Origin of the sequence: Shivajiella indica (genome assembly GCF_042683085.1) — a bacterium.
GTDB lineage: Bacteria > Bacteroidota > Bacteroidia > Cytophagales > Cyclobacteriaceae > Shivajiella > Shivajiella indica.
In genome coordinates, this window is the sequence record NZ_JBHUIV010000016.1 from 207,984 (window position 1) to 234,800 (window position 26,817).

General features: G+C 40.8%; 20 protein-coding genes. 15 read left to right on the forward strand and 5 right to left on the reverse strand.

Features of this window, described 5'->3' with window-relative positions:
• Positions 1-23 precede the first annotated feature (23 nt).
• Positions 24-2,831, forward strand: coding sequence for a PQQ-dependent sugar dehydrogenase (locus ACFSKV_RS10420; RefSeq protein ID WP_380802253.1), 2,808 nt, complete (start codon positions 24-26; stop codon positions 2,829-2,831).
• A gap of 79 nt (positions 2,832-2,910) precedes the next feature.
• Complete coding sequence (locus ACFSKV_RS10425; protein WP_380802256.1) at positions 2,911-3,789, forward strand: alpha/beta hydrolase; 879 nt, start codon at positions 2,911-2,913, stop codon at positions 3,787-3,789.
• A gap of 259 nt (positions 3,790-4,048) precedes the next feature.
• Here ACFSKV_RS10425 and ACFSKV_RS10430 read toward each other — a convergent pair whose 3' ends face one another.
• The gene (locus ACFSKV_RS10430) at positions 4,049-5,743 is read right to left on the reverse strand and encodes a sulfatase family protein (protein WP_380802259.1); all 1,695 of its coding nucleotides are present in this window, start codon (positions 5,741-5,743) and stop codon (positions 4,049-4,051) included.
• Between the two features lie 139 nt (positions 5,744-5,882).
• Between ACFSKV_RS10430 and ACFSKV_RS10435 the strand changes: the two genes are divergently transcribed.
• The 11 genes from ACFSKV_RS10435 to ACFSKV_RS10485 all read left to right on the forward strand — a co-directional run bounded on the left by ACFSKV_RS10435 (position 5,883) and on the right by ACFSKV_RS10485 (position 17,661).
• The gene (locus tag ACFSKV_RS10435; RefSeq protein WP_380802261.1) at positions 5,883-6,827 is read left to right on the forward strand and encodes a DMT family transporter; all 945 of its coding nucleotides are present in this window, start codon (positions 5,883-5,885) and stop codon (positions 6,825-6,827) included.
• Between the two features lie 140 nt (positions 6,828-6,967).
• On the forward strand, positions 6,968-7,180 hold the full coding sequence (locus ACFSKV_RS10440; RefSeq protein WP_380802264.1) for a hypothetical protein: 213 nt from the start codon (positions 6,968-6,970) through the stop codon (positions 7,178-7,180).
• On the forward strand, positions 7,177-8,586 hold the full coding sequence (locus tag ACFSKV_RS10445) for a sodium:solute symporter family protein (RefSeq protein ID WP_380802266.1): 1,410 nt from the start codon (positions 7,177-7,179) through the stop codon (positions 8,584-8,586). The genes ACFSKV_RS10440 and ACFSKV_RS10445 overlap by 4 nt, the downstream gene beginning before the upstream one ends.
• Positions 8,576-9,955 (forward strand): glycosyl hydrolase, encoded by a 1,380-nt coding sequence (locus tag ACFSKV_RS10450; RefSeq protein WP_380802273.1) that lies wholly within the window; start codon positions 8,576-8,578, stop codon positions 9,953-9,955. Before ACFSKV_RS10445 ends, ACFSKV_RS10450 begins: the two co-directional genes overlap by 11 nt.
• Positions 9,952-11,397, forward strand: a complete 1,446-nt coding sequence (locus tag ACFSKV_RS10455) for an oxidoreductase (protein WP_380802276.1) — start codon at positions 9,952-9,954, stop codon at positions 11,395-11,397. The genes ACFSKV_RS10450 and ACFSKV_RS10455 overlap by 4 nt, the downstream gene beginning before the upstream one ends.
• A complete protein-coding gene (locus tag ACFSKV_RS10460; protein ID WP_380802278.1) occupies positions 11,394-12,164 on the forward strand; it encodes a 3-ketoacyl-ACP reductase in 771 nt (256 codons plus the stop codon). Before ACFSKV_RS10455 ends, ACFSKV_RS10460 begins: the two co-directional genes overlap by 4 nt.
• Positions 12,165-12,537: 373 nt before the next feature.
• A complete protein-coding gene (locus ACFSKV_RS10465; RefSeq protein ID WP_380802281.1) occupies positions 12,538-13,848 on the forward strand; it encodes an NCS2 family permease in 1,311 nt (436 codons plus the stop codon).
• Between the two features lie 62 nt (positions 13,849-13,910).
• Complete coding sequence (locus ACFSKV_RS10470) at positions 13,911-14,711, forward strand: 5'-methylthioadenosine/adenosylhomocysteine nucleosidase (protein ID WP_380802283.1); 801 nt, start codon at positions 13,911-13,913, stop codon at positions 14,709-14,711.
• 120 nt (positions 14,712-14,831) lie between these two features.
• Complete coding sequence (locus ACFSKV_RS10475; RefSeq protein WP_380802286.1) at positions 14,832-15,479, forward strand: hypothetical protein; 648 nt, start codon at positions 14,832-14,834, stop codon at positions 15,477-15,479.
• Positions 15,480-15,492: 13 nt separating this feature from the next.
• On the forward strand, positions 15,493-16,821 hold the full coding sequence (locus tag ACFSKV_RS10480; protein WP_380802288.1) for a hypothetical protein: 1,329 nt from the start codon (positions 15,493-15,495) through the stop codon (positions 16,819-16,821).
• A 192-nt stretch (positions 16,822-17,013) separates the two neighbouring features.
• A complete protein-coding gene (locus ACFSKV_RS10485; RefSeq protein ID WP_380802290.1) occupies positions 17,014-17,661 on the forward strand; it encodes a peroxiredoxin in 648 nt (215 codons plus the stop codon).
• A gap of 492 nt (positions 17,662-18,153) precedes the next feature.
• Here the strand turns inward: ACFSKV_RS10485 and ACFSKV_RS10490 are convergent, their stop codons facing one another.
• Positions 18,154-18,957, reverse strand: coding sequence for a phytanoyl-CoA dioxygenase family protein (locus ACFSKV_RS10490; RefSeq protein WP_380802291.1), 804 nt, complete (start codon positions 18,955-18,957; stop codon positions 18,154-18,156).
• Between the two features lie 124 nt (positions 18,958-19,081).
• Between ACFSKV_RS10490 and ACFSKV_RS10495 the strand changes: the two genes are divergently transcribed.
• A complete protein-coding gene (locus ACFSKV_RS10495) occupies positions 19,082-19,963 on the forward strand; it encodes an AraC family transcriptional regulator (protein WP_380802294.1) in 882 nt (293 codons plus the stop codon).
• A gap of 99 nt (positions 19,964-20,062) precedes the next feature.
• Here ACFSKV_RS10495 and ACFSKV_RS10500 read toward each other — a convergent pair whose 3' ends face one another.
• The gene (locus ACFSKV_RS10500) at positions 20,063-20,752 is read right to left on the reverse strand and encodes a 6-phosphogluconolactonase (RefSeq protein ID WP_380802297.1); all 690 of its coding nucleotides are present in this window, start codon (positions 20,750-20,752) and stop codon (positions 20,063-20,065) included.
• Between the two features lie 151 nt (positions 20,753-20,903).
• Here ACFSKV_RS10500 and ACFSKV_RS10505 point away from each other — a divergent pair, with 151 nt between their 5' ends.
• A complete protein-coding gene (locus ACFSKV_RS10505; RefSeq protein ID WP_380802298.1) occupies positions 20,904-22,085 on the forward strand; it encodes a sialidase family protein in 1,182 nt (393 codons plus the stop codon).
• 7 nt (positions 22,086-22,092) lie between these two features.
• Here the strand turns inward: ACFSKV_RS10505 and ACFSKV_RS10510 are convergent, their stop codons facing one another.
• Positions 22,093-23,334: a polysaccharide deacetylase family protein gene (locus ACFSKV_RS10510; protein WP_380802299.1), complete on the reverse strand. Its 1,242-nt coding sequence runs from the start codon at positions 23,332-23,334 to the stop codon at positions 22,093-22,095.
• A 181-nt stretch (positions 23,335-23,515) separates the two neighbouring features.
• A complete protein-coding gene (locus ACFSKV_RS10515; RefSeq protein ID WP_380802302.1) occupies positions 23,516-26,551 on the reverse strand; it encodes a PVC-type heme-binding CxxCH protein in 3,036 nt (1,011 codons plus the stop codon).
• Between the last annotated feature and the right edge of the window lie 266 nt (positions 26,552-26,817).

Below are 26,817 nucleotides of genomic sequence, written 5' to 3' on the forward strand. Positions count from 1 at the left end.
CGGAAACGAATACCATGAAACCTATGATAAAACAATTCACTATCAGGCTATGCCTGATTTTCTCCTTCTTTTCTGTATTGCTTTTTTCCTGTAAAAAGCAACAGGATGATCCCAGTGTCAAACCCGACGACAACCGCTTTACTAAGGTTGTCCTGACAGAAGGAATGGATGAACCCATGGAAATGACCTTCCTCCCTGGAAGAAGGATTCTTTTTGTAGAAAGAAAAGGAGCGGTCAAAGTATTTGATGAAAACTCCGGAGAAATGATCCAGGTGGGCTTTGTTCCTGTCAACACCAAATACACCAACAAAGAAGGAGTGGTCAGAGAAGCGGAAGAAGGATTGATGGGCGTGATTGCAGACCCCAACTACGAGAAAAACAATTGGATTTACATGTATTATGCAGATCCTGATGTCCCCAAGCATGTTTTGGCAAGATGGGAACTGAAGGGGAATGAACTGATCGATGCGTCCAAGAAAATTCTTCTGGAAGTCCCTACCCAAAGGGAAGAGTGCTGTCATACAGGCGGAGGAATGGTTTTTGACAAAGATGGAAACCTTTTCCTGACTACAGGCAACAACACTGTCAATCCAAGGGAAGGCACCTCCAATTTGGATGAAAGGCCAGGACATGAAAACTCAGACGACCAAAGGGCTCCCAGCAATACCAATGACCTTCGTGGAAAAATCCTTAGGATCAAACCTGAGCCTGATGGTACTTACAGCATTCCAAAGGGAAATTTATTCCCTGTTGGTACGGAAAAAATCAGGCCTGAAATCTACACCATGGGACATAGAAACCCTTGGAGACCTACTTTGGACAGTAAAACAGGGTATCTCTATTGGGGAGAAGTGGGGCCGGATGCAGTTACAGATTCCATTTGGGGTCCAAAAGGCTATGATGAATTCAATCAGGCGAAAGGTCCGGGGTTCTTTGGTTGGCCTTATTTCATCGGGGATAACCAAGCTTATACCAGGCATGACCATGAGACCAATACCTATGGGGAACCATATGATGTCAATAATCCTGTAAACGAATCTGTAAACAATACCGGATTGAGAGAACTCCCCCCTCCTATCCCTGCCATGATTTGGTATCCATATGGCGTCTCTGAAGAATTTCCCATGTTGGGAAGTTCGGGCCGTTCAGCCACAGGAGGGCCTGTATTTAGAAAAGCAGATTTCAAAAAAGACGCTCCTCATGTATTCCCTGCTTATTATGAAGGCAAATGGCTGATTGTGGACTTTATGCGGGGCTGGATCATGGCCGTGACCATGGATGATAAGGGAGATTATGTCTCTATGGAGCGTTTCCTGCCGAATGAAACCTTCAGTTCGGCAATTGACATGGATTTCGGACCGGATGGAGCGCTTTATATTTTGGAATATGGATCTGCCTGGTTCCGTGGCAACCCAAATTCCAGAATTGTCAAAATTGAATACAATGGAGGCAACCGCAAACCTATTATCCAGGCCACTGCAGACAAAAAAGCCGGGGCTGTACCATTTACCGCCAATCTTTCTTCTGATGGCACCTTAGACTATGATTCCTATGACCAAGGAAAATTAGAATATGAATGGAAGATAGTTTCAGATAATGGCGTGCAAACGCTTTTGAAAGAAGAAAATCCATCCTTTGATTTCCAGGAAGCAGGAACCTATCAGGTAACTTTGACAGTGACAGACACCAAGGGAGAGCAAAACAGTGCCGGATTCCAGATCTTTGCAGGTAACGAACCTCCACAGGTTAAAATTGAATTTTCAGGAAACAGGACATTCTATTTTGGCCAACCTGCAATTCAATATGCCGTATCGGTTTCAGACAAGGAAGACGGATCTACCCAAGATGGAAAAATCAAAGCAGAAGAAGTAGCCATCACTTTTGATTATGTACCTTCCGGCTTTGACCCCATAGAGATAGCTTCCAAACAAAGCGGGGCCGAAACCATGGCTGTATTGAATATTGGTAAAAACCTGATCGAAGGCAGTGATTGCAAATCCTGTCACCAGTACGACAAATCGTCAATAGGCCCAAGCTATGCAGCCGTAGCGGAAAGATATTCTAAAACAGTCAGCAATATCGATTACCTGGTAGACAAAATCCTAAATGGCGGTAGTGGCGTATGGGGTGACCATGGCATGAGTGCCCATCCCGAACTTAGTGAGTCTGATGCCAAAAGAATGGTGGACTTTATTCTGAGCATGAATGAGGTGAAACCTACAGTTACCCCTTTGCCGCTAAGTGGCAGCATCAAACCTAAAATTCCTGAGGGAGAAGATGGACAGGGTGGATTCCTGCTAAGGGCTTCCTACACAGACAAAGGCGCCGGTCAGATTGCTTCCATGAGTGGCGTGGACTTTGTGGCACTTAAAAATCCATTTGTTGACCCTCAATCCGCTGAAATCAGAAGAGGAGTCAACCTTTTGACTACCCCAAGCATCAATTTCTTTATGGTGGGGGATCAATCCCATATTGGTTTCAAATCCATTGACCTGTCAGGAGTGGAAGCCATCAACCTCTTTGTCAATGTCAGCAAAAGAAATGGGGCTATGGGAGGTTATATAGAGGCAAGACTGGGAAGTCCTGAGGGGGAAATCATCGGTCAATCCCAAAAAATGGAACCTTTGAACCAAGGATTCAGAAGACCGCCTGCTGGGGTTAACATCATTCAGTGGAGAAGGGAAAATACGCCAAAAGCCGAGATTAAAATAAATAAAACCAGTGGTTTACAGGATGTATTCTTCATCTTCAGAAACCCTGATGCCGGCAAGGAGGACATCCTGATGAGTATTTCTGAAATCCAGTTTTCTAATACAATAACTAAAGAATGATTATCTTTAGTTTAACCCTTATACCCCGGCTTTTGTCATCATTGGCCGGGGTTTAATTTTAGGTTTCCCACAAAAAAATATGAAACAAATCTTAGTCCTTTTCTTGCTACTATTCACCACTTTTCAGATACAGGCTCAGAACAGTATCAAACTGTATCAAGGCAAAGCCCTTGGTTCTGAGGAATGGACTTGGACTGAAAAGGTGATTACCCCATCTCCGGGCAACCGCATCCTTTATGATGTATCTGAACCTGAATTATTGCATTTTCCAGCGTCAAAAGAAAAATCCAATGGCACTTCCATCATAGTAGCCCCCGGAGGTGCTTTTCATATTTTATCCCTTGACAATGAGGGCATCAGGGTTGCGGAATGGTTGAACGAATTAGGTATTTCGGCTTTCGTGCTAAAATACCGCTTAGTAAAAAGCCAAACAGACAACCCATTTGAAACCCTTATACCCTTGATGCAGGACAAAGACAAGTTGGACTCCATCAATGCACCTGTCGTGGAAATGGCGAAAAATGATGGCATTGAAGCCATGAAATATGTCAGATCCAATGCAAAAGAACTTGGAATTGATCCCAATAAAATTGGGTTTATGGGATTCTCAGCAGGTGGCACTGTCACCATGTCTGTAGCTTTAAGTGCTTCTGAGGAATGGAAACCTGATTTTTTGGCACCGATTTACCTTTACAGAAAAGCGGTCTTGGGCGTACAAATGCCTCTGAAAAAGACACCTATTTTCGTGGCTGTCGCTTCTGATGATGAACTGGAATTTATGCCCCATAGTGTTTCCCTTTATCAGGATTGGTTTGCGGCAGGCCATCCCTCAGAATTACATGTGTATGAAAATGGAGGGCATGGATTTGGCTTTGCCAAAAAAGGCACCAGCTCGGACCAATGGACCAAAGATTTTGAGCATTGGCTGTATATTAGAGGGCTTATTGACAGGCAATAAAATGAAATGAGAAAGATTGGGCTTTACCTAGCTTGATTTCACCTATATATCATTGACGGAATATTGGAAAAATAAAAGTTCGGTCCTTCAGACATAAGGGGAAAAATGTCATGCCATTTTCCCGGGACTAAAACCCAGGCTTCTACAGAACGGCCTTTCAGGCCTTATCGGTTAAACAGAATCTAAAGGCGTGCCACGTCTTCATTTTACTTGACACTTTTTTCCGGCATCTACCTTCCGAAATCCACCTTTTTCATTTTCAATTTTTAAGGACCCTCTCCCTTCTACCGATAATTTCATTAGCCTTTTCCTTACTCACCCCAAAAACTTTCCCATCCAAAGCATCTTTCATAAACTCATCAATATAGCGCTGACTGATATCCGAATTGTCTTTGTATTTTATCCTTAATTCATCCAATTGTCTATGCAGGTCGGCCCTGATTGTTACATATTCAGGATCATTATAGAAATTCTTAAGTTCTTTAGGATCTTTTTTCCTGTCCAACAATTCCCATTGGTCCTCCACATAGTAGTAATGGACCAGTTTGTAATCTTTGGTGACTATGGCATAATGTCTATTGACCATATGCTCAGCAGGATATTCATAGTAATGGTAATATACTGCATCTCGTGTCCATTTATCTTCTTGTCCGGTTAGAATTGGAATGAGACTTTCTCCCTGCATATCGGAAGGGGCTTCTATTCCTGCAGCTTCCAGAAAAGTCTGTGCAAAATCAAGGTTTTGCACCAATTCATCTGATTTTGATCCAGGTTTTACTTTTCCGGGCCAGGAAATCAGAAGTGGTGTCTTGAAGGATTCGTCATAGATAAAACGCTTATCATACCAACCATGTTCTCCTAAATAAAACCCTTGATCTGAAGTATAAACAATGATGGTGTTTTCCATTAAATCATTGGCTTCCAAATAATCCAACAACCTTCCGATATTCTCGTCCACCGCCTGAATGGTACCCAAATAATCCTGCATGTACCGCTGATATTTCCATCTCATTTTATCCTCTTCATTCATGCTGGGGTAGGTTTTCGAAAAAGCATCATTCACCTTTCCATAAGCAGTCATAAAATTTTCCCTTTGGGAATCATTAAAGCGACTGTATTCATAGGCATACCTTGGCTTATCAAACCCGATTTCCGCAATACCCAATTCATCCATCAGTTCTGGGAAAACCTTATGATCACCGGCCCAACTCATATGATGAAGGATATTCATCTCTGCTTCTCCTGCAGGAGAAGTCCTCCCTGTATAGTCATCAAACAAGGTCGCGGGCTCAGGAAAAGTCCTATTGGTAAATTCTTCCAAATGCCTTTCAGCCATCAACCATGATCGGTGTGGGGCTTTGTGCAGGTACATCAGTAAGAAAGGCTGCTTTTCATTTCGCTCATTTTCCAACCAATCCAAGGTCAAGTCCGTCACAATATCAGTTACATAGCCATCTACTGTAATGTTACCCTCATATTTGGTGATAAACTCTGGGTTATAATAAGCTCCTTGCCCAGGTAAAATTTTAAACTGGTCAAAACCTTTGGGATTGTTACCAAAATGTAATTTGCCAAACATGGCCGTTTGATACCCTTCTTTCTGTAAAATCTGAGGAAAAGTCACGTTGGTGGTATCAAAATGAAAATGGTTATCTACTTTCCCATTAAGGTGTGAATGTTTCCCTGTCAGTATAGTAGCCCTGCTTGGAGCACAAATGGAATTGGTTACACTAGCATTGGTAAACAACATCCCCATTTGCGCCAATCTGTCTATGTTAGGCGTTTGGATCAAACGGTTGTCATAAGCAGAAATCGCCTGATAAGCATGGTCATCGGACATGATAAAGATAATATTTGGGCGCTTTTGATTTACTTTTTCAGGTGATTTGGGATTACAGGATATCACTGTGAATGGAAAACAAAATAGCAAAACCAAATAAAAGAAAGACTTCATAGCATTTAAGTTGAATGATATTCATTAAAAATAAAGAAAATAATCTACTTATTCTTTGGGGACATGAATCCACCGAAAGAAAATCTATTTTATTTCCGAAAATGACTTTTATTTGCGTAATCTTTCTCAAACCTAACCTATGTCCGGAGTTACCGACCGTCAAATCATTCATGGCTTTATTAAAGCCCTATTAGCTGCTATATTTTGGGGCATTTCCGGTACCTGTGCCCAGTTTTTATTTGAACAGAGGAATATGGACCCTGCATGGTTGGTATCCTGGAGGATGATGATTGCAGGTAGTATCTTGGTAACCTTTGCCATTGCCAGAAAAAATTCAGACGTATGGAAAGTTTGGCTTAAGCCTCATGACGGTATCCAGCTTTTGTTGTTTGCTATTCTGGGCATGGTAGCTGTCCAATTCACTTACTTTTACAGCATCAGCCTTTCCAATGCAGCTACAGCAACCGTAATTCAATACATAGGACCTGTCTTTGTGGTAGGTTTCTATGCCATTAAAAACCGAAGATGGCCCTCAGTCCTCGAATATACCGCTTTAATCATGGCCTTGACTGGCACCTTTCTACTGGTTACCCACGGTAGCTTTTCAGAATTGGTTATTTCAGAAGCGGCTGTTTTCTGGGGAATTTTGTCAGCAATTGCTTTGGCTTTTTACACCATACAACCTGTACAATTGTTGAAAAAGTATTCTGCAGCTACAGTAACCGGCTGGGGAATGTTGATCGGTGGACTTTCTTTTTCCCTTTACACGAGTCCTTGGGAAAGTTCAGGAGTATGGGATATGGGTACCTGGGCGGCATTTACGTACATTATCCTTTTTGGTACCGTGATTTCTTTTTCTATTTTCCTAGGCTCTTTAAATTATATAGGTGCACAAACCGCCAGTTTATTATGTTCCGTGGAACCACTTTCCGCAGCATTGGTGGCAGTAGCCTGGTTAGGGGTTACTTTTACCGGTATGGACTGGCTGGGCACCTTCATTATCCTGATAACTGTAGGATTGTTGACCCTTTCAAAAAAACCAAAAAGAGGCGTAACGACAGATCAAAAATCCAAAATCATTTAGGAATTGTAACCTCTTAAATACTTCTTTTCAACTTTCATTGGATTGGAATTAATTTTCCCAGGGATATTTATTAGATTGTAATGACTTGATAAATCCTAATTTATAGGATTATCATTTCCATCAACCCATAAACCCAATCTATGAAATCCAACATCTGGAAGTTTCTCGTATTGACTGTATTGTGTTTGACCATTGGGGCTTATGCCTTTATTTTCAAGGAAAATCAAATTGGACCCGATTTGTGGAATATACCTTTTATTTTCTGGAGTAGTTTTACAGTATCAGTTTTTGTAGTAATTGCGACGTTTTTAGGTTCAAAGTTTTTCCCCTATAAAGAATCTGAGAAAAAATGACAGGTTGGCTGATTTTCTTCTTCTCGATATTCCTTGCTTCTTTGGCCTATGCTTCCTACAAATCATACAGGAAAAACCGGAGCTCTGATGAGTTCATACTGGCAGGATCCAACATTGGGGCCATTCTAGGTTTTCTGACTTTTTCAGCAGCCTTATTCAGCGCTTTTACTTTTATGGGTATGCCTGATTTTTTCAGAACACATGGGGTAGGTGCATGGATTTTTCTAGGTCTTTCCGACGCTCTGATGGTATTCTTTTTGCTTTGGTTTGGATATCAACTGAGGAAAAGGGCCAGTATAAGGGGCTATAAAGGAGTTGCCGGATTGATAAAAACCTGCTATGGCAGCAACTTTGCCGGCTATCTGATCTTTGCCAGCGCGTTCATTTTCCTAATTCCCTATGTGGCCATTCAGATCCGGGGCATTTCTATTTTTCTAAATGCTGCCTTTCCCAATTTTCTTCCGGATTGGTCCTGGTCTGCAATTATGGTTGGTATCATGCTGGCCTATGCAGCAATAGGGGGATTAAAAGCCATTATGTACAGCGATGCGATTCAGGGAATCATCTTATTGACCGTCATCTGGATCATTGGGGCAACCTGTCTTCAGATGAGCGGCGGACTTCAAAATGCCATGGAGCAAGTTGCTATTACCAATCCGGGACTCACTACCCTACCCGGCCCAAAAGGTTTATTCAGCAGTCAGTTTCTAATTGCCTCCACCATAGCCATAATCCTGATCCCGGTTTCCCAACCACAGTTCACCACCAGGTTGGTTGTCATGAAAGACTTAAAGGCTGTCCATAAGATGGCTTATGCAGTGGGTATTTTTGCTATACTTGTAATTCTCCCTACGGCTTCTATAGGACTTTATGGAGCGGTGAAGTATCCCGATGCTACTACTGCGGATTTTCTTTCCCAAGCTTTGCTGTTTGATCAGGCTGTCCCGGTTGCCGCGTTGGCTGTTGTGGGCTTATTCGCTGCATGTTTGTCCACTACCAATGCACAGATATTTGCTTTGGGGACAGAACTCCGGTCTTTGCTTTCAGGTTCTGACCGAACTGTCATGCTGATTACCAAGATTTCGGTGTTTATTTTTTCAATGATCGTCCTGGTGTTCTCTACCTTCATGAGTGATGAATTGGTGTTGTTGGCCAGGGTAAGTTTTACAGGGACTTCTATGGTTGCACCTGCTATTCTGGGGGCGGTAATTTTTAAAAATCCACCCAAATCACTGTTGTTATTGTCTTCATTGGCTTTGGTCTATTTTATCTTATCCCTTTTGGGTCTGGTCTCCTCCAAGTATGGAAACATGAACCTGGATTTTCTGCTATATTGTATATTGTTTGTTTTAACTCTGATCATCATGGTCAGCCACCAAATGAAAGAAAATAAAAATGAGACTTGAGCCCAAAGTTGATAAATCAATAGAATCCTTGAATCTTGACCAATTCTGGAAGTTTTCTGGTCAGAAAATCCTGCAAATTGAACAGGCTTTTGATACTTCTATGGGTGCTCCTGTATTTACAGAAAAAGGTAAATATGTTACCAGGGGCTGGACCGAATGGACACAGGGTTTTCAGTTTGGATCGGCTTTGCTCCAGTTTGATGCTACTGGAGAGAAAGAGTTCCTGAAATTGGGAAGAGAAAACACCTTGCATAAAATGGCCCCACATCTTACCCATACAGGGGTGCATGACCATGGGTTCAACAATGTCAGTACTTATGGCAATCTGCTTAGGTTGATCGTTGAAGGAAAAATTGAAGCATCTTTATGGGAGAAAGAATTTTACAGACTGGCCATTAAAGTAAGTGGTGCCATCCAGGCATTAAGATGGACTTCTATTCCAGACGGAGGATTTATTTATTCCTTTAACGGGCCCCATTCGCTTTTTGTAGATACGATCAGAACTTGTAGGGCAGTTATTTTGTCCCATTTGCTGGGCCATGTCCTCCAAGGGGAAAATGATAAAAAGATTAATCTACTGCAAAGAGCTATACACCATTTGCTCAGTACTGTTCGGTATTCTATCTTTTATGGGGAAGGAAGAGATCAATATGACCTTCTAGGAAGAACAGCACACGAGATCATTTTCAATACGAATGATGGAAAATATAGATGTCCCAACTCCCAACAGGGCTATACTGGTTTCAGTACCTGGACCCGGGGATTGGCTTGGGCAATTTGTGGATTGGGGGAAACGTTGGAGATTTTGGACCTGCTCCCTGAAGCAGATTATGCTGATGTGATTTCGAAAGAGAAGCTAACCCAGATTCTTGAAAAAGCAGCTTTGGCTACTGTTGAATTTTATCTTGATCATACCCCAATTGACGGCATTCCTTATTGGGACACGGGAGCACCAAATTTGTATCGTTTGGGGGATTACTTAAACCTTCCTGCCGATCCATTTAATGCATTTGAGCCAGTGGACAGCTCGGCAGCAAGTATCGCTGCACAGGGATTCCTCAGAATAGGCAATTGGCTCAGTACTTCCAATCCTGAAAAGTCCCAAAAATATTTGAATGCAGGTTATCAAATAGCCAAAGTACTGTTTCAGGAACCTTATCTTTCTACAGATCCTCAGCACCAGGGATTGATTTTACATTCAATTTACCACAGGCCAAATGGTTGGGATTATTCTCCTGAAAAAGAAAAAGTCCCTTATGGAGAATCCAGTATGTGGGGAGATTACCATGCAAGGGAATTGGCTTTATTGATCCAAAGAAACATACAGGGAGAAAAATATTACAGTTTTATTAATTCCATTGAGCGATGAGTGAAGGAAAATACAAACCCAAATTTCCCCGAGTTGCCCAATTGAAAACCTTGGAGCAGTTCCGGAATTATTTGGAAAAAGAAGGTATTCCCTTACCCTTGCCTGAAGAGCCATTATCAGGCCCACAAACACCTCTTGCCAAAGGACATAGACTAAGATCTGGAAGATTGATAGGGAATTCTTTCAGCATTCTTCCTATGGAAGGTTGGGATGGCACCAAAGAAGGCAGGCCGTCAGAACATACCAAAAGAAGGTGGAGAAATTTTGCTAAAAGTGGAGCAAAACTACTTTGGGGCTGTGAGGCGGTAGCTGTGAGGCATGATGGAAGGGCAAATCCAAATCAATTACTTTTAAAGGAAGAAAACCTCCGGGACTTTGAAGAACTCTACCGAATGCTTATTCAGGAGCATCAGGAAAACTTTGGAAGGACGGATGATTTTTTGGTAGGGCTTCAGTTGACCCATTCCGGTAGATTCTCCAAACCCAACCATCAGAATAAAATGGAGCCCAAAATCCTCTACCCCCACCCCTATTTAAATCAAAAATTTGGACTAGCAAATAATTATCCGGTGATGACAGATGCTGAAATAAGGGAATTGGTGGATGATTTTGTCAAGGCAGCTGTTTTGGCCCAAAAAGCCGGTTTTCATTTTGTTGACATCAAACATTGCCACGGATACCTTGGTCATGAATTGTTGAGTGCCATAGGAAGGGAGGGTGATTATGGGAACAGCATGGATAACAGAAGCCGATTCCTCAAAGAAGTGGTGGCAGGAATAAGGTCAGAAGCTCCTGGACTTGAGATAGGTGTGCGGGTAAGTGTTTTTGACTGGATGCCTTTTCATAAAGGTGACGATGGAATCGGTGTTCCTGCCATGACCTCCCCTTACCATTTGGCATTTGGTTCTGATTCAAGCGGTATCAATATCAATCTTCTGGAACCTTATGACTTTTTGAAAGTAATACAAAAACTGGATATAGAATTGGTTTGTACTACAGCTGGAAGCCCTTATTATAATCCCCATATCCAAAGGCCTGCTTTATTTCCACCATCGGATGGTTATCTTCCACCAGAAGACCCATTGCATGGAGTAGCAAGACAAATAAATTCCACCTCCAAAATCAAAAAAGCATTTTCCGATTTTTATATTGTGGGTTCTGCTTATTCCTACCTTCAGGAATGGCTCCCTATGGTGGCTCAGGAGGTGCTCCTTAGGGGTATGGCGGATTCGATTGGGTTGGGAAGGATGGTCCTGAGTTATCCGGAATTGCCTGCAGATGTATTGGGCGGGAAGGGATTGAAAAGACAGAAATTATGTAGAACATTTTCCGACTGTACCACTGCTCCAAGAAATGGATTGATTTCAGGTTGTTTTCCCTTGGATCCCTACTACAAAGAAATGGAAATTCACGAAAAACTTAAAAAGATCAAAGAGACATGAAACAGGTTGCATTGATTACCGGGGGAACCAGAGGTATTGGATTGGGCATTGCCCGGCAACTTGCCCTCAATGGTTTTGATTTGGCATTGAATGGAATTCGGGAGGAAAAAGATGTTATTCCTGTTATGGAGGAACTCAGGGCTTTGGGAAAAGAAGTAATTTATGCACAGGGCAATATCGCATTGCTGGAAGACCATCAGAGAATCATTGAGAAAGTAAATACTCATTTTGGTAAATTGAATATATTGGTTAACAATGCAGGAGTGGCTCCAAGGGTAAGAGCGGATGTTCTTGAAGTGTCCCCTGAGGATTTCGATGAAGTGATGGATATCAACCTTCGTGGCACATTTTTCCTAACCCAATCTGTTGCCCAGTGGATGTTGAAACAAAAACAAGAACAGCCTTTTGAATCTTATACCATTATCAATATTACTTCAGTTTCCGCAATTTTAGGATCAACCAATAGAGCCGTATACTGTATGTCCAAGGCAAGTTTATCTATGATGAGCAAAGTTTTCGCCATGAGAATGGCGGAAGAAGGCATCCCCGTTTATGAGGTCCGCCCTGGGGTAGTTGAAACCGATATGATAGCAAAAGTGAAAGAGATTTACCAGGAAAGAATACAAACAGGGCTGACTCTGGAAAAACGTATGGGGCAACCTGAGGATATCGGTAAGGCTGTTGCTGTATTGGCCAAAGGGGATATATCCTATGCCACTGGTCAAGTGATTACTATTGATGGGGGGATGACAGTGGAAAGGTTGTGAGAAGATATGAAAACAAGGAAAAAGATTCAAGAGACAAGAACCAAGAGAAAGGAAGTCTGGAGTCTGATGTGGGATGTAGTATGGCGGTGGGAATGAAGAATGATTATTGAAGAATTAACAAAAGTTATATAACCACGAAGTGCCTGCCCGTCCGATCAGGCGGGCCTTCCTTCCGGCGAGGCAAGGTTAAACTTTGAATAACTTGTCCGCCGAGGCGGAGTCCCACGTGCAACGTGGGTGAAAAAGTTAGATGATACAAACATCACTTTGAGACTAATTTATAGCCAATAATAAAGCTTCATGTAGAATCCCCCCTTAAAATTTATGAATTATTAATAGTCAACAAATAATTTATTGATACCAAATTCATTCTATGAAAATAACGACCCCTCCAAACTCTCTGAAAACAGAAATCCTTGCGGGTATCAGTACCTTTCTGGCTTCCTTTTACATCATCATCGTCAATCCTGCGATTCTATCGGCAGCGGAAATGCCTTTTTCAGGAGTTTTGACCGCAACAGTTTTGGTATCCTGTTTTGGGAGCTTAATGATGGGGCTTTATGCCAAAAACCCCATAGTAGTAGCTCCCGGAATGGGAATTAATGCTTTCTTTGCTTACACTGCGGTGAAAGGTTATGGCTTAAGCTATCAAGAGGCCTTGGGTGCTGTGTTTTGGTCCGGGGTTATCTTCCTTTTTTTGTCTTTTTTTAATACAAGAGAAAAAATTATAGCAGCAATTCCAGTGGCATTACGGCATGCGGTGGCTTCCGGGATAGGTTTATTTATATGTTTTATCGGTTTCCAAAATGCCCATTTTATTGTTGACAATCCCGATTCCCTGGTCAGCATGGCCTCCTTCAAAGACCCGATTAACCTTACATTTTTATTGGGCTTATTGTTTACGGGAGTTTTGATCAGCAGAAAAGTATCAGGAGCCATCATTTACGGCATCATTTTTACAACAATATTGGCCTGGCCCTTGGGCAGGTGTTGGGGGGATGCTTCAGCGGTCAATTATGGGATTCCCACCTTAGTAAACTATTCGGGACTGATTTCCATGCCTGATTTCAGTCTATTATTTAAGGCAGATATTTTAGGATCTCTTCAATTCAGTTACTTGTCAGTGATTTTTGTGTTCACGTTCACCATTCTGTTCGATGGCATTTCAACATTTGTTGGGCTTTCAGAAGCCTCCGGTCTAAAAGACCCTGATGGCAACCCAAGGAATATGAAAAGATCCCTTTTGACTGATGCCACCACTACGCTTTTTGCAGGATTGGTGGGAAGCAGTTCAGGAACTGCCTTTATAGAATCTGCTGTGGGAATTGAGGAAGGGGGAAGAACCGGCGCTACGGCGGTGACCGCAGGTCTTCTTTTCTTGCCATTTATGTTTTTCTCTCCCTTATTGTCCCTCATTCCAGGTATTGCCAGTTCCATTGCCTTGGTTTTGGTGGGTTCTTTTATGCTTACCCCTGTTACAAAAATCAACTGGAAAATTGCTGATGAGGCCATTCCCAGTTTTTTCACCATTGTCTTGATACCATTTACCTATTCCTTATCCACAGGAATTTCCTTTGGATTTGTAAGCTGGACGCTGATTAAATTTTTCAGTGGTAAGCAAAAGGAAATTCATCCTATTTTATGGATTATATCATTGTTTTCCTTTTTTTTTCTTTGGCAATAAATTCCCTTAAGGGAATTTATAATTGAAATGTACCTTTGTAAAGTTTCCTATTTTACCAGATTATGAAAAAATATTTTGCTTTTTACCTGCTTTTAATCCTGTTCTTTTCAAGTAGCTTTAAGGTTGAGGCCCAATATATCGCCGTGATGGGCGCTCTTGAACAGGAGATTGACCTATTATTAGGTGAAATGGAAAAACAGAAAAAAATCCAAATCGGGGGAATAGACTTTTACAAAGGGAAAATCAATGGGAAAAAAGTAGTCGTCTTAAAAGCCGGAGTTGGAAAAGTGAATGCCTCCTACAGTACTGCAGTCCTTACCCAGAATTTTGGAATAGATGCGCTGATTTTCACAGGAGTAGCCGGAGGCTTACATCCTGAATCTTTACCGGGGGATATCATAATCGGGGATCGTTTATTCCAGCATGATTTTGGAAAATTCGATCAGGAAGGATTTGAAGTAACCACCTATAGGGAACTTACCGGAGCCCACCAAACGGATCTTTTTATCCCATCAGATTCCATTTTGGTATTCAAAAGCAAACAGGCCGCCCAACAGGTTGCATTCAATGCCTTATCAGGAAGAAACCCAAATGTATTCACCGGGTTGATTGCTACAGGGGATATGTTTGTAAGCAGTCCTGAAAAAGCCCAATGGTTATTTGGAGAATATGGGGCTCTGGCAGCCGAAATGGAAGGGGCTGCAGTGGGGCATATTTGCAGGACTTTGGATATTCCTTTCGTAGTGATTAGAAGTTGCAGTGATAATGCCAACCATGATGCAAGGGTAAACTTTGAACAGTTTGTTGGCCCGGCTTCCATCAATTCATCAAGATTGGTTTTGTCGATTTTGGAAGATTGGTAATATATTTTTCATAGGGGAAGAATTTAGAGATAAATCTTAATACTATTCCTCTAAAATGTACTAAAATCTTTAACTTGGCACTTAGGATAAATCTATTTACTAATTCATTTTGGGACAACTATGCTGTCAGATATTGAAAAGGAAAAAATTAAGGCTTTGGAAACCTACAGGATGGAAGCCATGGAAGAAATCCTTAATAAAAAGGGAGCAAAAAGTACCATTTTCAAAGTTCTTTCATTTTTCAATTCAAAAATTGGTATCTGGATATTGTCAGTGATTTTTGCCTCCGGAGGACTTAAGGCCTATGAAGATTATAAAACAAAAAACTTACATGAGGCCAAGAACAAAGAAATCGTTGAAAAACTTGACCTCGAAATAAGCCATAAATTTATCAAATTTTTTTGGGCTTTGGATTTGATAGTTTCTGAAAGCCAATCAATTAGTGTGGATAATTTGGAAGTGAAAATTGAAGAAGTTCAGGCTTTGGTATTGGGAATGGAAAGTATCAAATCAGATGATCCTGAAAATCTCTATCCGGAATATGCAAACAGGAGCCTTATTTCCTTAATGCTTGAGCAGAAAAGAGCTTTAATTCAATTGGGAATTTCAGACCCTGAACTGGATAGGGTCATCGGCAACTTGTCGAATCTGTCGGCTTTTTTTGCCAAACATGAGAAAGAGTTCGCCAATATTACAGGTATCAAAAATTTAATTGTGCAAGAAATGATGCTTCCACGTTGGGAAAATTATGGTATTAAACAGCCTTAAACCTTCATAAACTATGAAATGGTCTATCCAATTCCCCGCCTTACTCTTCCTTCTTGGTATGGTGACAATATTTTCCTGCAAAAAGGAATCTACCCCTGAAGCAAACAACCAGGAATCTATGGACTTTAAGATCCCTAAATTCCGTCTGATAGAAACGGACACATTCCATTTCAACAATTTCGTGGACTGTAATATGGCAGAGGTATGGATCGGGGATACACTTAGGATTTTTCCGGGAAAATATGGCGAAGACCCGGTTTGGGGATTTGCAGAAGACCTAAAATTTGCATCCGGTTTTAATGCAGATGAGGTTTTTTCTTCTCCGGCATCTTCTTATATAGCTCCAAAATTACCAAAAAATGCCACAATAGGTGAACCAGGACTTCATGGGGCCGTTTGGTTTGAGACAGTTTACCAGGATGAAAGAGATCCAAGCGGAAAAACTTTGTTTGCCATTTACCATAATGAAAATTATCCGGAAACCCTCCCTTACAATCCCGAAACGGGGGAAGGATATATCGATAAAGATTGGCCATTAGGTCTGACCGAAAGGATCACTCCGGCCGCAGTTTGCAGGATTGGGGTGATGAAGTCAACAGACGGTGGCTGGTCATGGGAAAATAAAGGTTTGTTTTTGGAAGACAAACAACCCAGGATGATATTGAAGCCTAACAATATTTCCAAAACTTTTGCGGGAGGTGTTGGGGATCCATCTGCAGTGGCTGTAGGCGAATACCTGTACCTGTTCTATGGAGAATATGGGTACCCTGGTGTATTTGATGCTGCGACCTATGATCCTTTGGTAGAAGCAGGCGGACAATGCATCAGCATTGCGAGAATCAAGATTACGGATTTGGATGATCCCCAGGGAAAAGCCAAGCGGTGGGATGGTACTGGCTTCAATGCCCCTTGGGATGGGGTTGGAAAGCCAGTTGCTTCTTTACAGGTACCTGTTTCAGAAGGGGGTGGACCTGCATCATCCCCACAAGGCGGCTTTCATTGGGGTCCCTCAGTCAGTTGGAATGACTATCTGGAATGTTGGGTAATGATGATGGGCTATGTAGAAGGACAATCATGGATAGGAGATAAATTGTACATTTCATTCAACCCCCATAAGGAATTGGGAGTTGGTGATAATTCCCAAGCCTGGACAAAACCTCAGCTTTTGGTTCAAAAGGCTGGGCATGTATTATGGTATCCTTCTTTACAACCTATGAATTCAACTACCGATATAGAGAATAAATATACCAGTTTGAGATTGGGAAAAAAAGCACGCCTTTTTTTCAAATTTTCAGACCTGGGGAAATATATGTCCCTGTATGAAGTGGAATTTGAAAAATAAGCTGAAGATTTTCACTTCAAATACTATCTATCTAATAGAGCTATCCAATCAAAATTTTTCAAGCCTTTTTTATCTCCGATAGATTTTTCCTATTGGAATAATGGTTTCATGGTGACTTTGGTCTCATATTGTATAATGGGTTATATCGAAATTTGAATTGTCAAAAAAAGATAACCTTAAAAAAGATATATTATGAATGACCAAGAAATTATCTCCATGCCAAGAATCGGTGACCAGGCTCCTGATTTCAAAGCGATGACCACTACCGGTCCTATGCAGTTTTCTGAATACATCAAGGGAAGCTGGACTATCTTCTTTTCCCACCCTGCTGACTTTACGCCGGTATGTACCACCGAAATGAGCGGTTTTGCATTAGACCAAAAGTTCTTCGACGAGCACAATACCAAATTGGTAGGATTGAGTATCGACTCTATCCATTCCCACATTGCTTGGGTAAATAATGTGAAGAAAAATACAGGGGTGCTATTTGAGTTCCCAATTGTAGCGGATATTGACATGAAAGTGTCCAAGCTATACGGTATGTTACAGCCCGGTGAAAGTGAGACCGCGGCCGTTAGGGCAGTATTTTTCATTGATCCCAATGGTAAAATCAGGCTGATCATGTACTATCCACTGAATGTGGGAAGAAACATGGATGAAATAAAAAGAGCCTTGATTGCATTGCAAACAGCTGATAAACACAAAGTGGCCATGCCTTTGAACTGGACTCCTGGAGAAAAAGTGATCGTACCTCCACCAAAAACCGTTGCCGAGATGCAGGAAAGAGAGGCCAGTGATTATGAAATGGTAGACTTTTATTTGGCAAAAAAGAACATCTAATTTAAATGTAATGGTAAATAAACCAATTCCTGAAAGCCAGAATTCAATAACCTAAAAAAACAAAAGCGGGAAAAACCTTCTCAGATTTTTCCCGCTTCATGACTTGAACGCCTTAGCCCTCAAACCATGCCAAGCTACAGTTATTGTGACTTTTCCCCCAGTTGCCCAGGTTCATGACTTTAGGTTTTCTAACTTTGAAACATCCATCTTTCGATAAAGTCTCCTAATTTTTGGATTTCTGCGGTTTCCCTTCTCAGACTGTATACCTGGAGGTTACAGCCCCTTCATCCTTAATTTTAAGTCCGAAACCATTGCCTGAAATTTTACTTTCAAACCTTTTATCTCTCACTTGATATTATCAAAGTTAGTATAGGAATTCAAATTTTGCAATAAAATTTTATTTTATTTTTAAACAATTTATCCACACATAAAACCTTTAAATTCCACATTTTATCCACATTTTGTTTTTAAAATGAGCTATTTACAAAATTATCATTCAATTACCGGATTCAATGGTGTGTTAATTTCCTCCCCAATCACCGCTCCCGGACACCAGGTATGCCAATCTTTCTCTTGGTTTGGGTTTTCCGGTTGTTTTAACCTTGCATTGGCGTCCATATAAATAATAGTCATAACCTTTCTCATTTGATCAGTTTGATTGGCTCCGGCCCTATGGAAAACCCATCCGGAGTGAAAACTCACTTCCCCCAAATCAAAGGGCTCTATCACGTGCTCAAAGTTATTGATACGCAGGTTTTTCTTTATCTCTACTTCAGATTCATCCCCGATTCCCAAATCTCTTCCAACAACAAGCTGATGGCTTTTGGCAGAAAATTCCAAAGGCCCCATAGCTAATGGGGTTTCCTGTAATGGAATCCAAGCCGTAATGGTCTTATCTGTATCAATTGGCCAATAATATTGATCCGCATGCCAAGGTGTGATACCTCCCCCAGGCTCTTTGAACAAAGCCTGATCATGATAAATTCTCACTTTTTCGCATCCCATTAATTCAGAAGCTATTCCGGCCAACCGTTTGCTTAAAACAAGCGCTTTTATCTCCTCATTTTCCCTCCATAAATTGAAAATCTGCAGGAATGCCTTACCATAAGTATCCCTGGATTCCATGGGCAGTGTAACTGAATTTAGCTTATCCACTTCTTCTGAAATGATGCTATTATAATAATGGATTACATCAGGACTTAATACATCTTTCAATTTGATGTATTTATTTTCATGATAAAAACCTTTGGCTTCATTGGAAACCTGATAAGATTCCTGGAGAATTTGGTGTTTCATAATTGTGATTTTTCCTCAAAATTATCCAATCAATCCTAAAATTATTTTTCCTATTTTATTCAATACTTAACATATTTTGCACTCATAATATGCTTTTTGTTAAAAATTAGGTTAATATAGGGATATGAGACCATTCCTTGAACAGATTTCAAAAACACACTCTTCCCGATCTTTCCAATATCGGAGATTGGAATTACCCGCTTTCCCTCATTTCTGGCATTACCATCCCGAAATCGAACTCACCTTCATTGAAAAAGGTAGGGGCATAAGATATGTAGGGGACAATATCAGCTTATTTGAAGAGGGAGATCTGGTCCTTTTGGGAGAAAACCTGCCCCATACCTGGGTTACTCAGGGAGAGCAGGTAAATGAAATACAAAGCGCGTATGTTTTTCAGTTTCCTATTGGCCTTCTCCAACAATTCCCTGAATTATCCCACTTGGTTTCATTTCTCCATCAGGCAAAAAATGGGTTTCTCTTTAACCATCCCTCCCGTGAAATAATTGAGACCATTTCCAATTTTGGCAATTTAAATCCCACATCTCAGCTTCTATCGCTGATTGATCTGATTGCAAGACTCGAAAATTCACCAAAAACAGAAATTTCAAATTCAAATAACAGCAGTCTTCACTTTATCGAAAAAGAACAAAAGAAAATTGACAGGGTAAAAAATTACTTACACAATAATTTCCAGGAACAAATAGAATTGGCCAAAATTTCAGAATTGATGCACATGAGCCCAACTTATTTTTGCCGTTGGTTTAAACGGGCAATAGGACATACTTTCATCACCTATTTAAATAAATTAAGGATAGAGCAGGCTTGCCGATGGCTGATAAGTACTGATTGGGATGTTTCGGAAATTGCATATAAAACAGGATTTCAACATGTTATTCATTTCAATAGGGTATTCAAAAAAGAAAAAAAAGTATCTCCTTTAGGGTACAGATCACAGATAAATAAAAAAACATACCAAACTGAACATATTCCAGGCCATTTTATTTGAGTATTTTTTTAATTTTTACAAACTACAAAATTATATGGAAGAAAGAGTTAGGGAATTAGTTGGAAAATTAAAGTTAAAATCCCATCCAGAAGGAGGTTTTTATTCCACAATCAGACAATCTGTATTCGGGTGGAGCCAAAGGAAGGATGCAGGACACTGGGTGGTGATTTTACCTTCCATAATTTGCCGAATTGCCGCTTCTTTACCTTTTCCAGTTACCAAAAAAATGATTTTTTTGGACTGGAGAATATCCCTCATCCCAACACATAATCCATAGGCCGGCTCCTCTCCTTGAGAAAGCGCGGGATCATGTTGGATGGTGGAAGGTGCCAAAATGGCTTTGTGGAAATCCGGCTCCAAGGAATCTGCCGGCTCATTGAATGCGATATGTCCGTTCTTTCCAAGGCCCAAAATACAGATATCAAATGGACCGCTTTCTTGGATGAATTTTTGCATTCTAATGCATTCCTCTTGCACCTTTTCAGATGCCGTATCAAAACTCGTATATCGATCTGAAGGAATTTCCAAAGGACCTAAAAGGTGTTTTTCTAAATAACTTTCACAGGAATCCGGATAGGAAAGAGGGATAATTCCCCATTCATCCATTTTTACAACCCTCATTTCGCTGAATGCAGCTTTATTTTTTGCCATTTCAGCATACATACCTGTTGGCGAGTTTCCGGTAGCTGCACAAAAAAGTAGGTCTTTTTTGTGCATAACTTCATCAAAAATGATTTGGGCCGCCTTTTGGCTCATATTTTGGTAATCTTTGCAATAGGTTATTTTCATTTTGGGCTTTTTGAATTCGAGTAATCATGTCTACTGCAAAAGTTAGGTATTTATTTGCTTATGAAAAAAACTTTGGGATAACTAAGGATAAAAAGGGGCACGCAAGGAAAAAATCAAAACAAGGCTTAACTTTAAACCAAACCTTATTGCTATGTCTTCTAATTCAAAACCTTTCCTTGTTTTATGCCTATGCTTATTTTTTTCATCATCCAAAATGGCTGCTCAGGAAACAATGGTTTTTAAAGGCGGTTCTGAAGGTCATGCCGTCTACAGAATCCCTGCCATAATTTCCATGCCAAACGGGGATCTGATAGCTTTTGCGGAAGGAAGGGTCCATGGCACTGATGATTTCGGAGACATCAACCTGGTGATGAAAAGAAGTACTGACCATGGAAAATCCTGGTCATCCTTACATATGCTGGTAGATTATGACTCCCTTCAGGCAGGAAACCCGGCGCCGGTGGTAGACCTTCATGATCCTGAGCATCCACAAGGCGTTATTTACCTCTTTTTCAACACAGGCAACAACCATGAATATGAGGTTCGGATGAACCTTGGGGTAAGGGAGGTCTGGATGATGAAATCATTTGATTTGGGGCATACTTGGGAGGCACCGGTAAACATCACTTTGCAAACCCATAAACCCAACAACTCAAAATTCAACCCTGATTATACATTCAAGGAAGATTGGAGGCACTATGCCAATACTCCTGGACATGCCTTTCAATTTCAGGAAGGAAAATTCAAAGGAAGGATTTTCGTGGCGGCCAATCATTCTGTAGGACATCCCAAGGATAATTTCGAAGAATACCAGGCCCATGGCTTTTACTCGGATGACCATGGAAAAACCTTTCATCTTTCAAAATCCATTATTTTCCCAGGTTCCAATGAATCCATTGCCGCTGAATTATCTGAAAACCGGATGATCATGAGCATCAGAAATCAAAGGGGCGATATCCGAAGCAGGATTTTGGCATTTTCAAGTGATGGAGGTGACACCTGGGATGAAGCTTATTTTGAGGAATCCCTTCCGGACCCAGTTTGCCAGGGATCCATTTTGTCTCTTGGAAAAGTGAATGGAAAAATAGTACTCGCACATTCCAATGCATCTGACCCAAATCACAGAAATAATCTGACCATCAAAATCAGCTTTGATGAGGGAAAGACCTGGGATAAATCCATAGTTGTGGACAGGACTGATGACCCCAAAAAACTTCCCTGGACAGCCTACAGTGATCTGGTAATAATCAACACTTCCACAATCGGCATTATATATGAAAGGGACAATTATTCGGAAATTATCTTCAAATCAATTGATTGGAATAAAGATTAGCCAACTCCTAATCCACTTTTTTCAAAATGATCTCCTTCAGGTCCAATAAGGCCTCTTCTTCGAATTCGACAGCAGGTTTAAATTCCATTTGGACATAGCCTGCCCTCAATGTCATTTTTCCTATGGATTTCTTCTTAAATGTTTCCCAGGACCCTGATTTTTCTACAGTTCCCCGGATGCTTTCATTTCCTGCCTGAAACAAAAATTCTTTTCCTGCTTCTTCATCTGAGACGGACCATTCAAGCCATGCTTCATATTCCCCATCAGATGGTATTGCTACATCCCAAACCACTTTATCCTTGGAAGTAAACCAACCAAAAGCCTTCCAATCCGGCATATATTTGATATCCGGACCAATCCCTCTCCCTTTTTCAGCTGTCAATATGAGTTGATTGCCCAAATCAGCCCTTACGAGTTCAGGAATATTGGTAGTATCTGCTATGGCCATCCTGGTCTCATTCACATATTGGGCAATTGTTCCTATAGGAGCAACCCAAATGCCATTGTCCGGATCATTCACATACTCCGAAAGATCTCTCAAAAAACTTAAATAAGTACTTTGATTCCCAGAATCTTGGGTATCATGTCCCGCCAAAACCAACCATTGTCCATTTTTCGATGCAGATTCAATTAATGGCAGAATTTCCTGAAAACTCTTCCCATCCATCTCCATACCGGTGAGTTGTGCCAGGTCTGCATAATGGGGATCTGAAGGGGCCTCTCCCATCCATCCCCGACCTGCCAGAAACATTTCAGATACCAAAGGAACCAAGCTTTGGGTATGGACACCTTTTCCGATAAAAGTTTGCCCGCATGGATAAGCGAAAACCATTGGGGTTATTCCCAATAATGACTGAATCTCTTCATTGGCCCTGATTAACTCTTTCTGCATCCTGTCCATGGTATAATTTTCCAAAGCCCTTTCCCTTGCCCAAATAAAATTCCCGCTACAGGGATGAATCATAGTATGATTTCCAATTTCATGACCTACAGCAATCGCCTTTTTCCAGGCAGTCAGATTGGATTCTACTGCAGCAGGTAAAACAAAAAAAGTAGCCTTAATTCCATATTGGTCCAGTAAAGGTATTCCCAAATCAACATTACTTTTTCTGGCGTCATCAAAGCTCAAGCTTAGTGCCATTTTTTTACCCTCAGGCCATGGAAATGCCGGAGTTTGACCCCATAATGAAGGCATGAATGCAAAGGCTAGCCATCCTGCCAAAATGATCGATTGAAAACTTTTTTTCATCTTTTGCATTTTTAGATTTTATGATTAACCGCAATCTTCCCATAAGGAATATCAAGAGAAGATAAGGCATTGCTTCCGAATAAATATCCATTAATATCCAATATCAACAAATATAAGGTCCTACAATAACCTGAGAATATTTTGTTATTGGCAAAATAGTGGGTATACATATTTGATTTAATTATTTCCAATTTTTTATGAATGCAATTAAATCAGCCATTTCCTGTTGATTGATATTATTTTCCAAACCAGTGGGCATGGCAGAATAATCCAAAACCTGCAAAGATTTAATATCCTGCCTTGAAACACTTATTTCCCGACCACCTGCCGGCCGGAATAAAACCGCATTTGGAGTTTCAGAAGCTACAATTCCCTGAATCTTTTCCCCATTATTCAGTTCCGCCAACCAAAGGTCATATCCATCTGCAATTGACAGACCTGGTAAAATAATATCACTTAATATGTTTTCAGGACGTCTGTTTCTCAAGGTAGCCAGATCAGGCCCAAATGCCATTCCCAGATCCTGTCCCATTTGATGACAGATGGCACAATTACTTTGGTAAACTGATTTGCCATTCAAAGGGGATCCATTTAAGGCAAGGGCTTCCTGATATTGCTGAAGTGCCTCTTTTCCTATTTTTTCGTTTTTATTGATAAGACTCCTTGAACGGTTTCGTAAATTCTCATCAGAATGGTTCATCAATCTTACACTTCTTTCCCATCCTAAAGAGCTGGGCTGGATTTTTCCCTGATCCATCGCATCCAAAAGTACGGTAATCCTGTCGTCGTTGGTCATCATAGCCTTTAAACCCTCGTCTCTTATTTCAGGAGTCAAATTGGGCCATTTCGCAACAATAAATTCAGCAGTTCCGATACCGGAAATTTTGTTATGGGTCCTAATCGCTGCAACCTGGATTTCATTTGGTTCTGATGGATTGATCAAATCTTTGAGCAAATCGCCAATAGGAGCTGGATCTTGAAGAGATAAAATATGGATAGCCAATACTCTTTCTTCTTTGGGGTAATTTTTATCCGGTGCAATACTTTTAGCATGCTGGATCAATTCCTTAGCACCTGGGGTTTCGGACAAACCTATGACCTGCAAAAGTTGGAATGATGCTTCTTTAACTTCAAAAGAAGGATGGTTCATGCAGGCATTTGAAAGTGGACCTTCTAAAATTGTAAACGAGTACCTGTTGATGTTTTTACTTCTCAAGCCCAATGCTAGGCCCCTAAGCAATGGTGCTTGCCAGGAATTTTGGCCGGTCTGGGCTGAAATAGTGGCTTTTGTGACCAAAGACTTGATATATTCCAAATCCTGACCAGCACCTACCATTGTACTCAGGCGTTGCAACAAAGTCCCATAATTTGGATTCTGGCTATCATAGTTGGCCAAAAGCTCCTTTATCAGCTTTTGATTTTCTTCAAATGGAGCAGAAAGGGCTGCAACCTGCATCCAAGGATCATCCAAATTGGCAAAAAGTAATTCATTTTTGGCCTGGTTGGCCAGGGGACTATCGAAATAACCCAAGGTACACAATAACTGAAACCTTACTTTGGGATGCCCATCAGATTTAAGTTTGACTAATTCATTCACTATTTGTGGAGATTCATCCAAATGAAGTTCGGCAATTTTAACAGCATTTTCTCTTACACCTGGCTCTGGGTCAGAAAGTGCCTTCACAACCAAATCCAGGTTGGTTTTCCCCATGCCTTCCAAAGTCCAAAGGGCATGCACCCTGCCGATTGGAGAATCTGTATTTTCTGCCATTTTCAGCAAAACTTCCGGAACTTTTGAAGGATTCCTGTCCAAGAGTAATCTTTGGGCATTTCTCCTCCACCAAATATTCGGATCTTCAAGTTTTTGGACCAATTCCTCATCGGTAAAATCACCCAGTTGAATGTTGTTTGACCAGTCCAATGGTTTTGTGCCCTTTGTTGAAATACGGTAGATCCTTCCTTGATCAGTTCCATTATAAAGCGCACCCGATTTGACCACATCTTCTGCCATCCATTCAGGATGCTCAATGATCTGCCGGTAGTAATCCACTACATACAAAGCCCCATCTGGGCCTATATACATATTTACCGGTCTGAACCAGGAATCTGTAGAAGCCAGGAACTCTTTGTCCTGATGTTGTCGGCTGGCAACAAAACCTGTTTTATTTTCTGAAATAAAATCAATATGAAGAATATTGCTGACAGGTTCGGCAACGAATACCGCATGGTCATATTCATGAGGAAAAGCAGAACCAAGGTAGGCAGTGATCCCACAGGCAGACGTCATAACACCCACATCTGTAAGCAATTGATGCTGAGGGTTAATGGTAATAGGGAAAACCTCAGCAGCATTGCCATGGTCTGAAATTGATTCAGTACTAGCAGGAACGACCAGGAATGGATTTCGATTCAAATATCTGGCGGCAATGACATCATGGATTATATGGTTATTGTTGTTGACCACAAAACGCCGGCCCCAAGGATCAAAAGTATGTCCAAATTGGGTCCTGCTGGCCAAAACTTCCAATTGAAATTTATCAGGCCTGAATCTGACACTTCTGCCTCCCGCATTTTGGGACAAGCTTGTTCCATCGGGCTTACCTGGATAAAAAATCTCAGTTCCCCTATCCCCAAATTCCTCTTCATATTGGGAAGTGGAAACAGCGGGTTCATGTCCTAAATATATCCAGTTATCCAAACCTAATCTTGGACTATTGACATTGTGCTGGGGATTGGAGAGTGCAAATCCTGTTAGGATTATTTCTTTATTGTCAGCCTTTCCATCTCCATCTGTGTCCTCCAAATACAGAACATTGGGCGGATCTGTAACAAGAATTCCATTTTTCCATCTCATGATTCCAGTGGGAAGCATCAATCCTTCGGCAAAAACAATGCTCTTATCCATAATCCCATCACCATCACTATCGGACAATAATCTAATCTTACCACTCCCACTTAAATCTAAAGGATAGCCGTGCATTTCAACTACATACATCCTTCCAAACTCATCGATTTCCATGTCTACGGGATCCGCAATCAAGGGTTCACCCGCGATGAGTTCTATCTGAAAACCTTCTTCCAATTCAAAGGTAGAAAGCGCATTTTCCAAACTTCTCTCAACGTCGCCTTTCTGTTTTTTTTGACATGCAGAAAGCGTTATAAAAGTGGCAATAAGGCCAGCAATTAAATTATATCCTAAAGATTTTACCTGAATCAAAGCTTAATGAAGTTTCTTTTATTAATTACAAATAAATATTTGGAAAAGGGAGGAAAGGTTAAATTAAAGTTCCCGTTTTTTTCAAATTACAAGAAATTAAAAATAATAAAATCTGATTATGAAATATTTTTATACGAGTATTTTCAGTTTATCCTTTATTGGAATAAAAGACCCAATTTTTTAATCTTAAAAAATCCATACAACCTTTCTAAATCAAATTATAAATCAATTGTTTAACTGATTTTTGTCATGCTTTTTCAGGACAA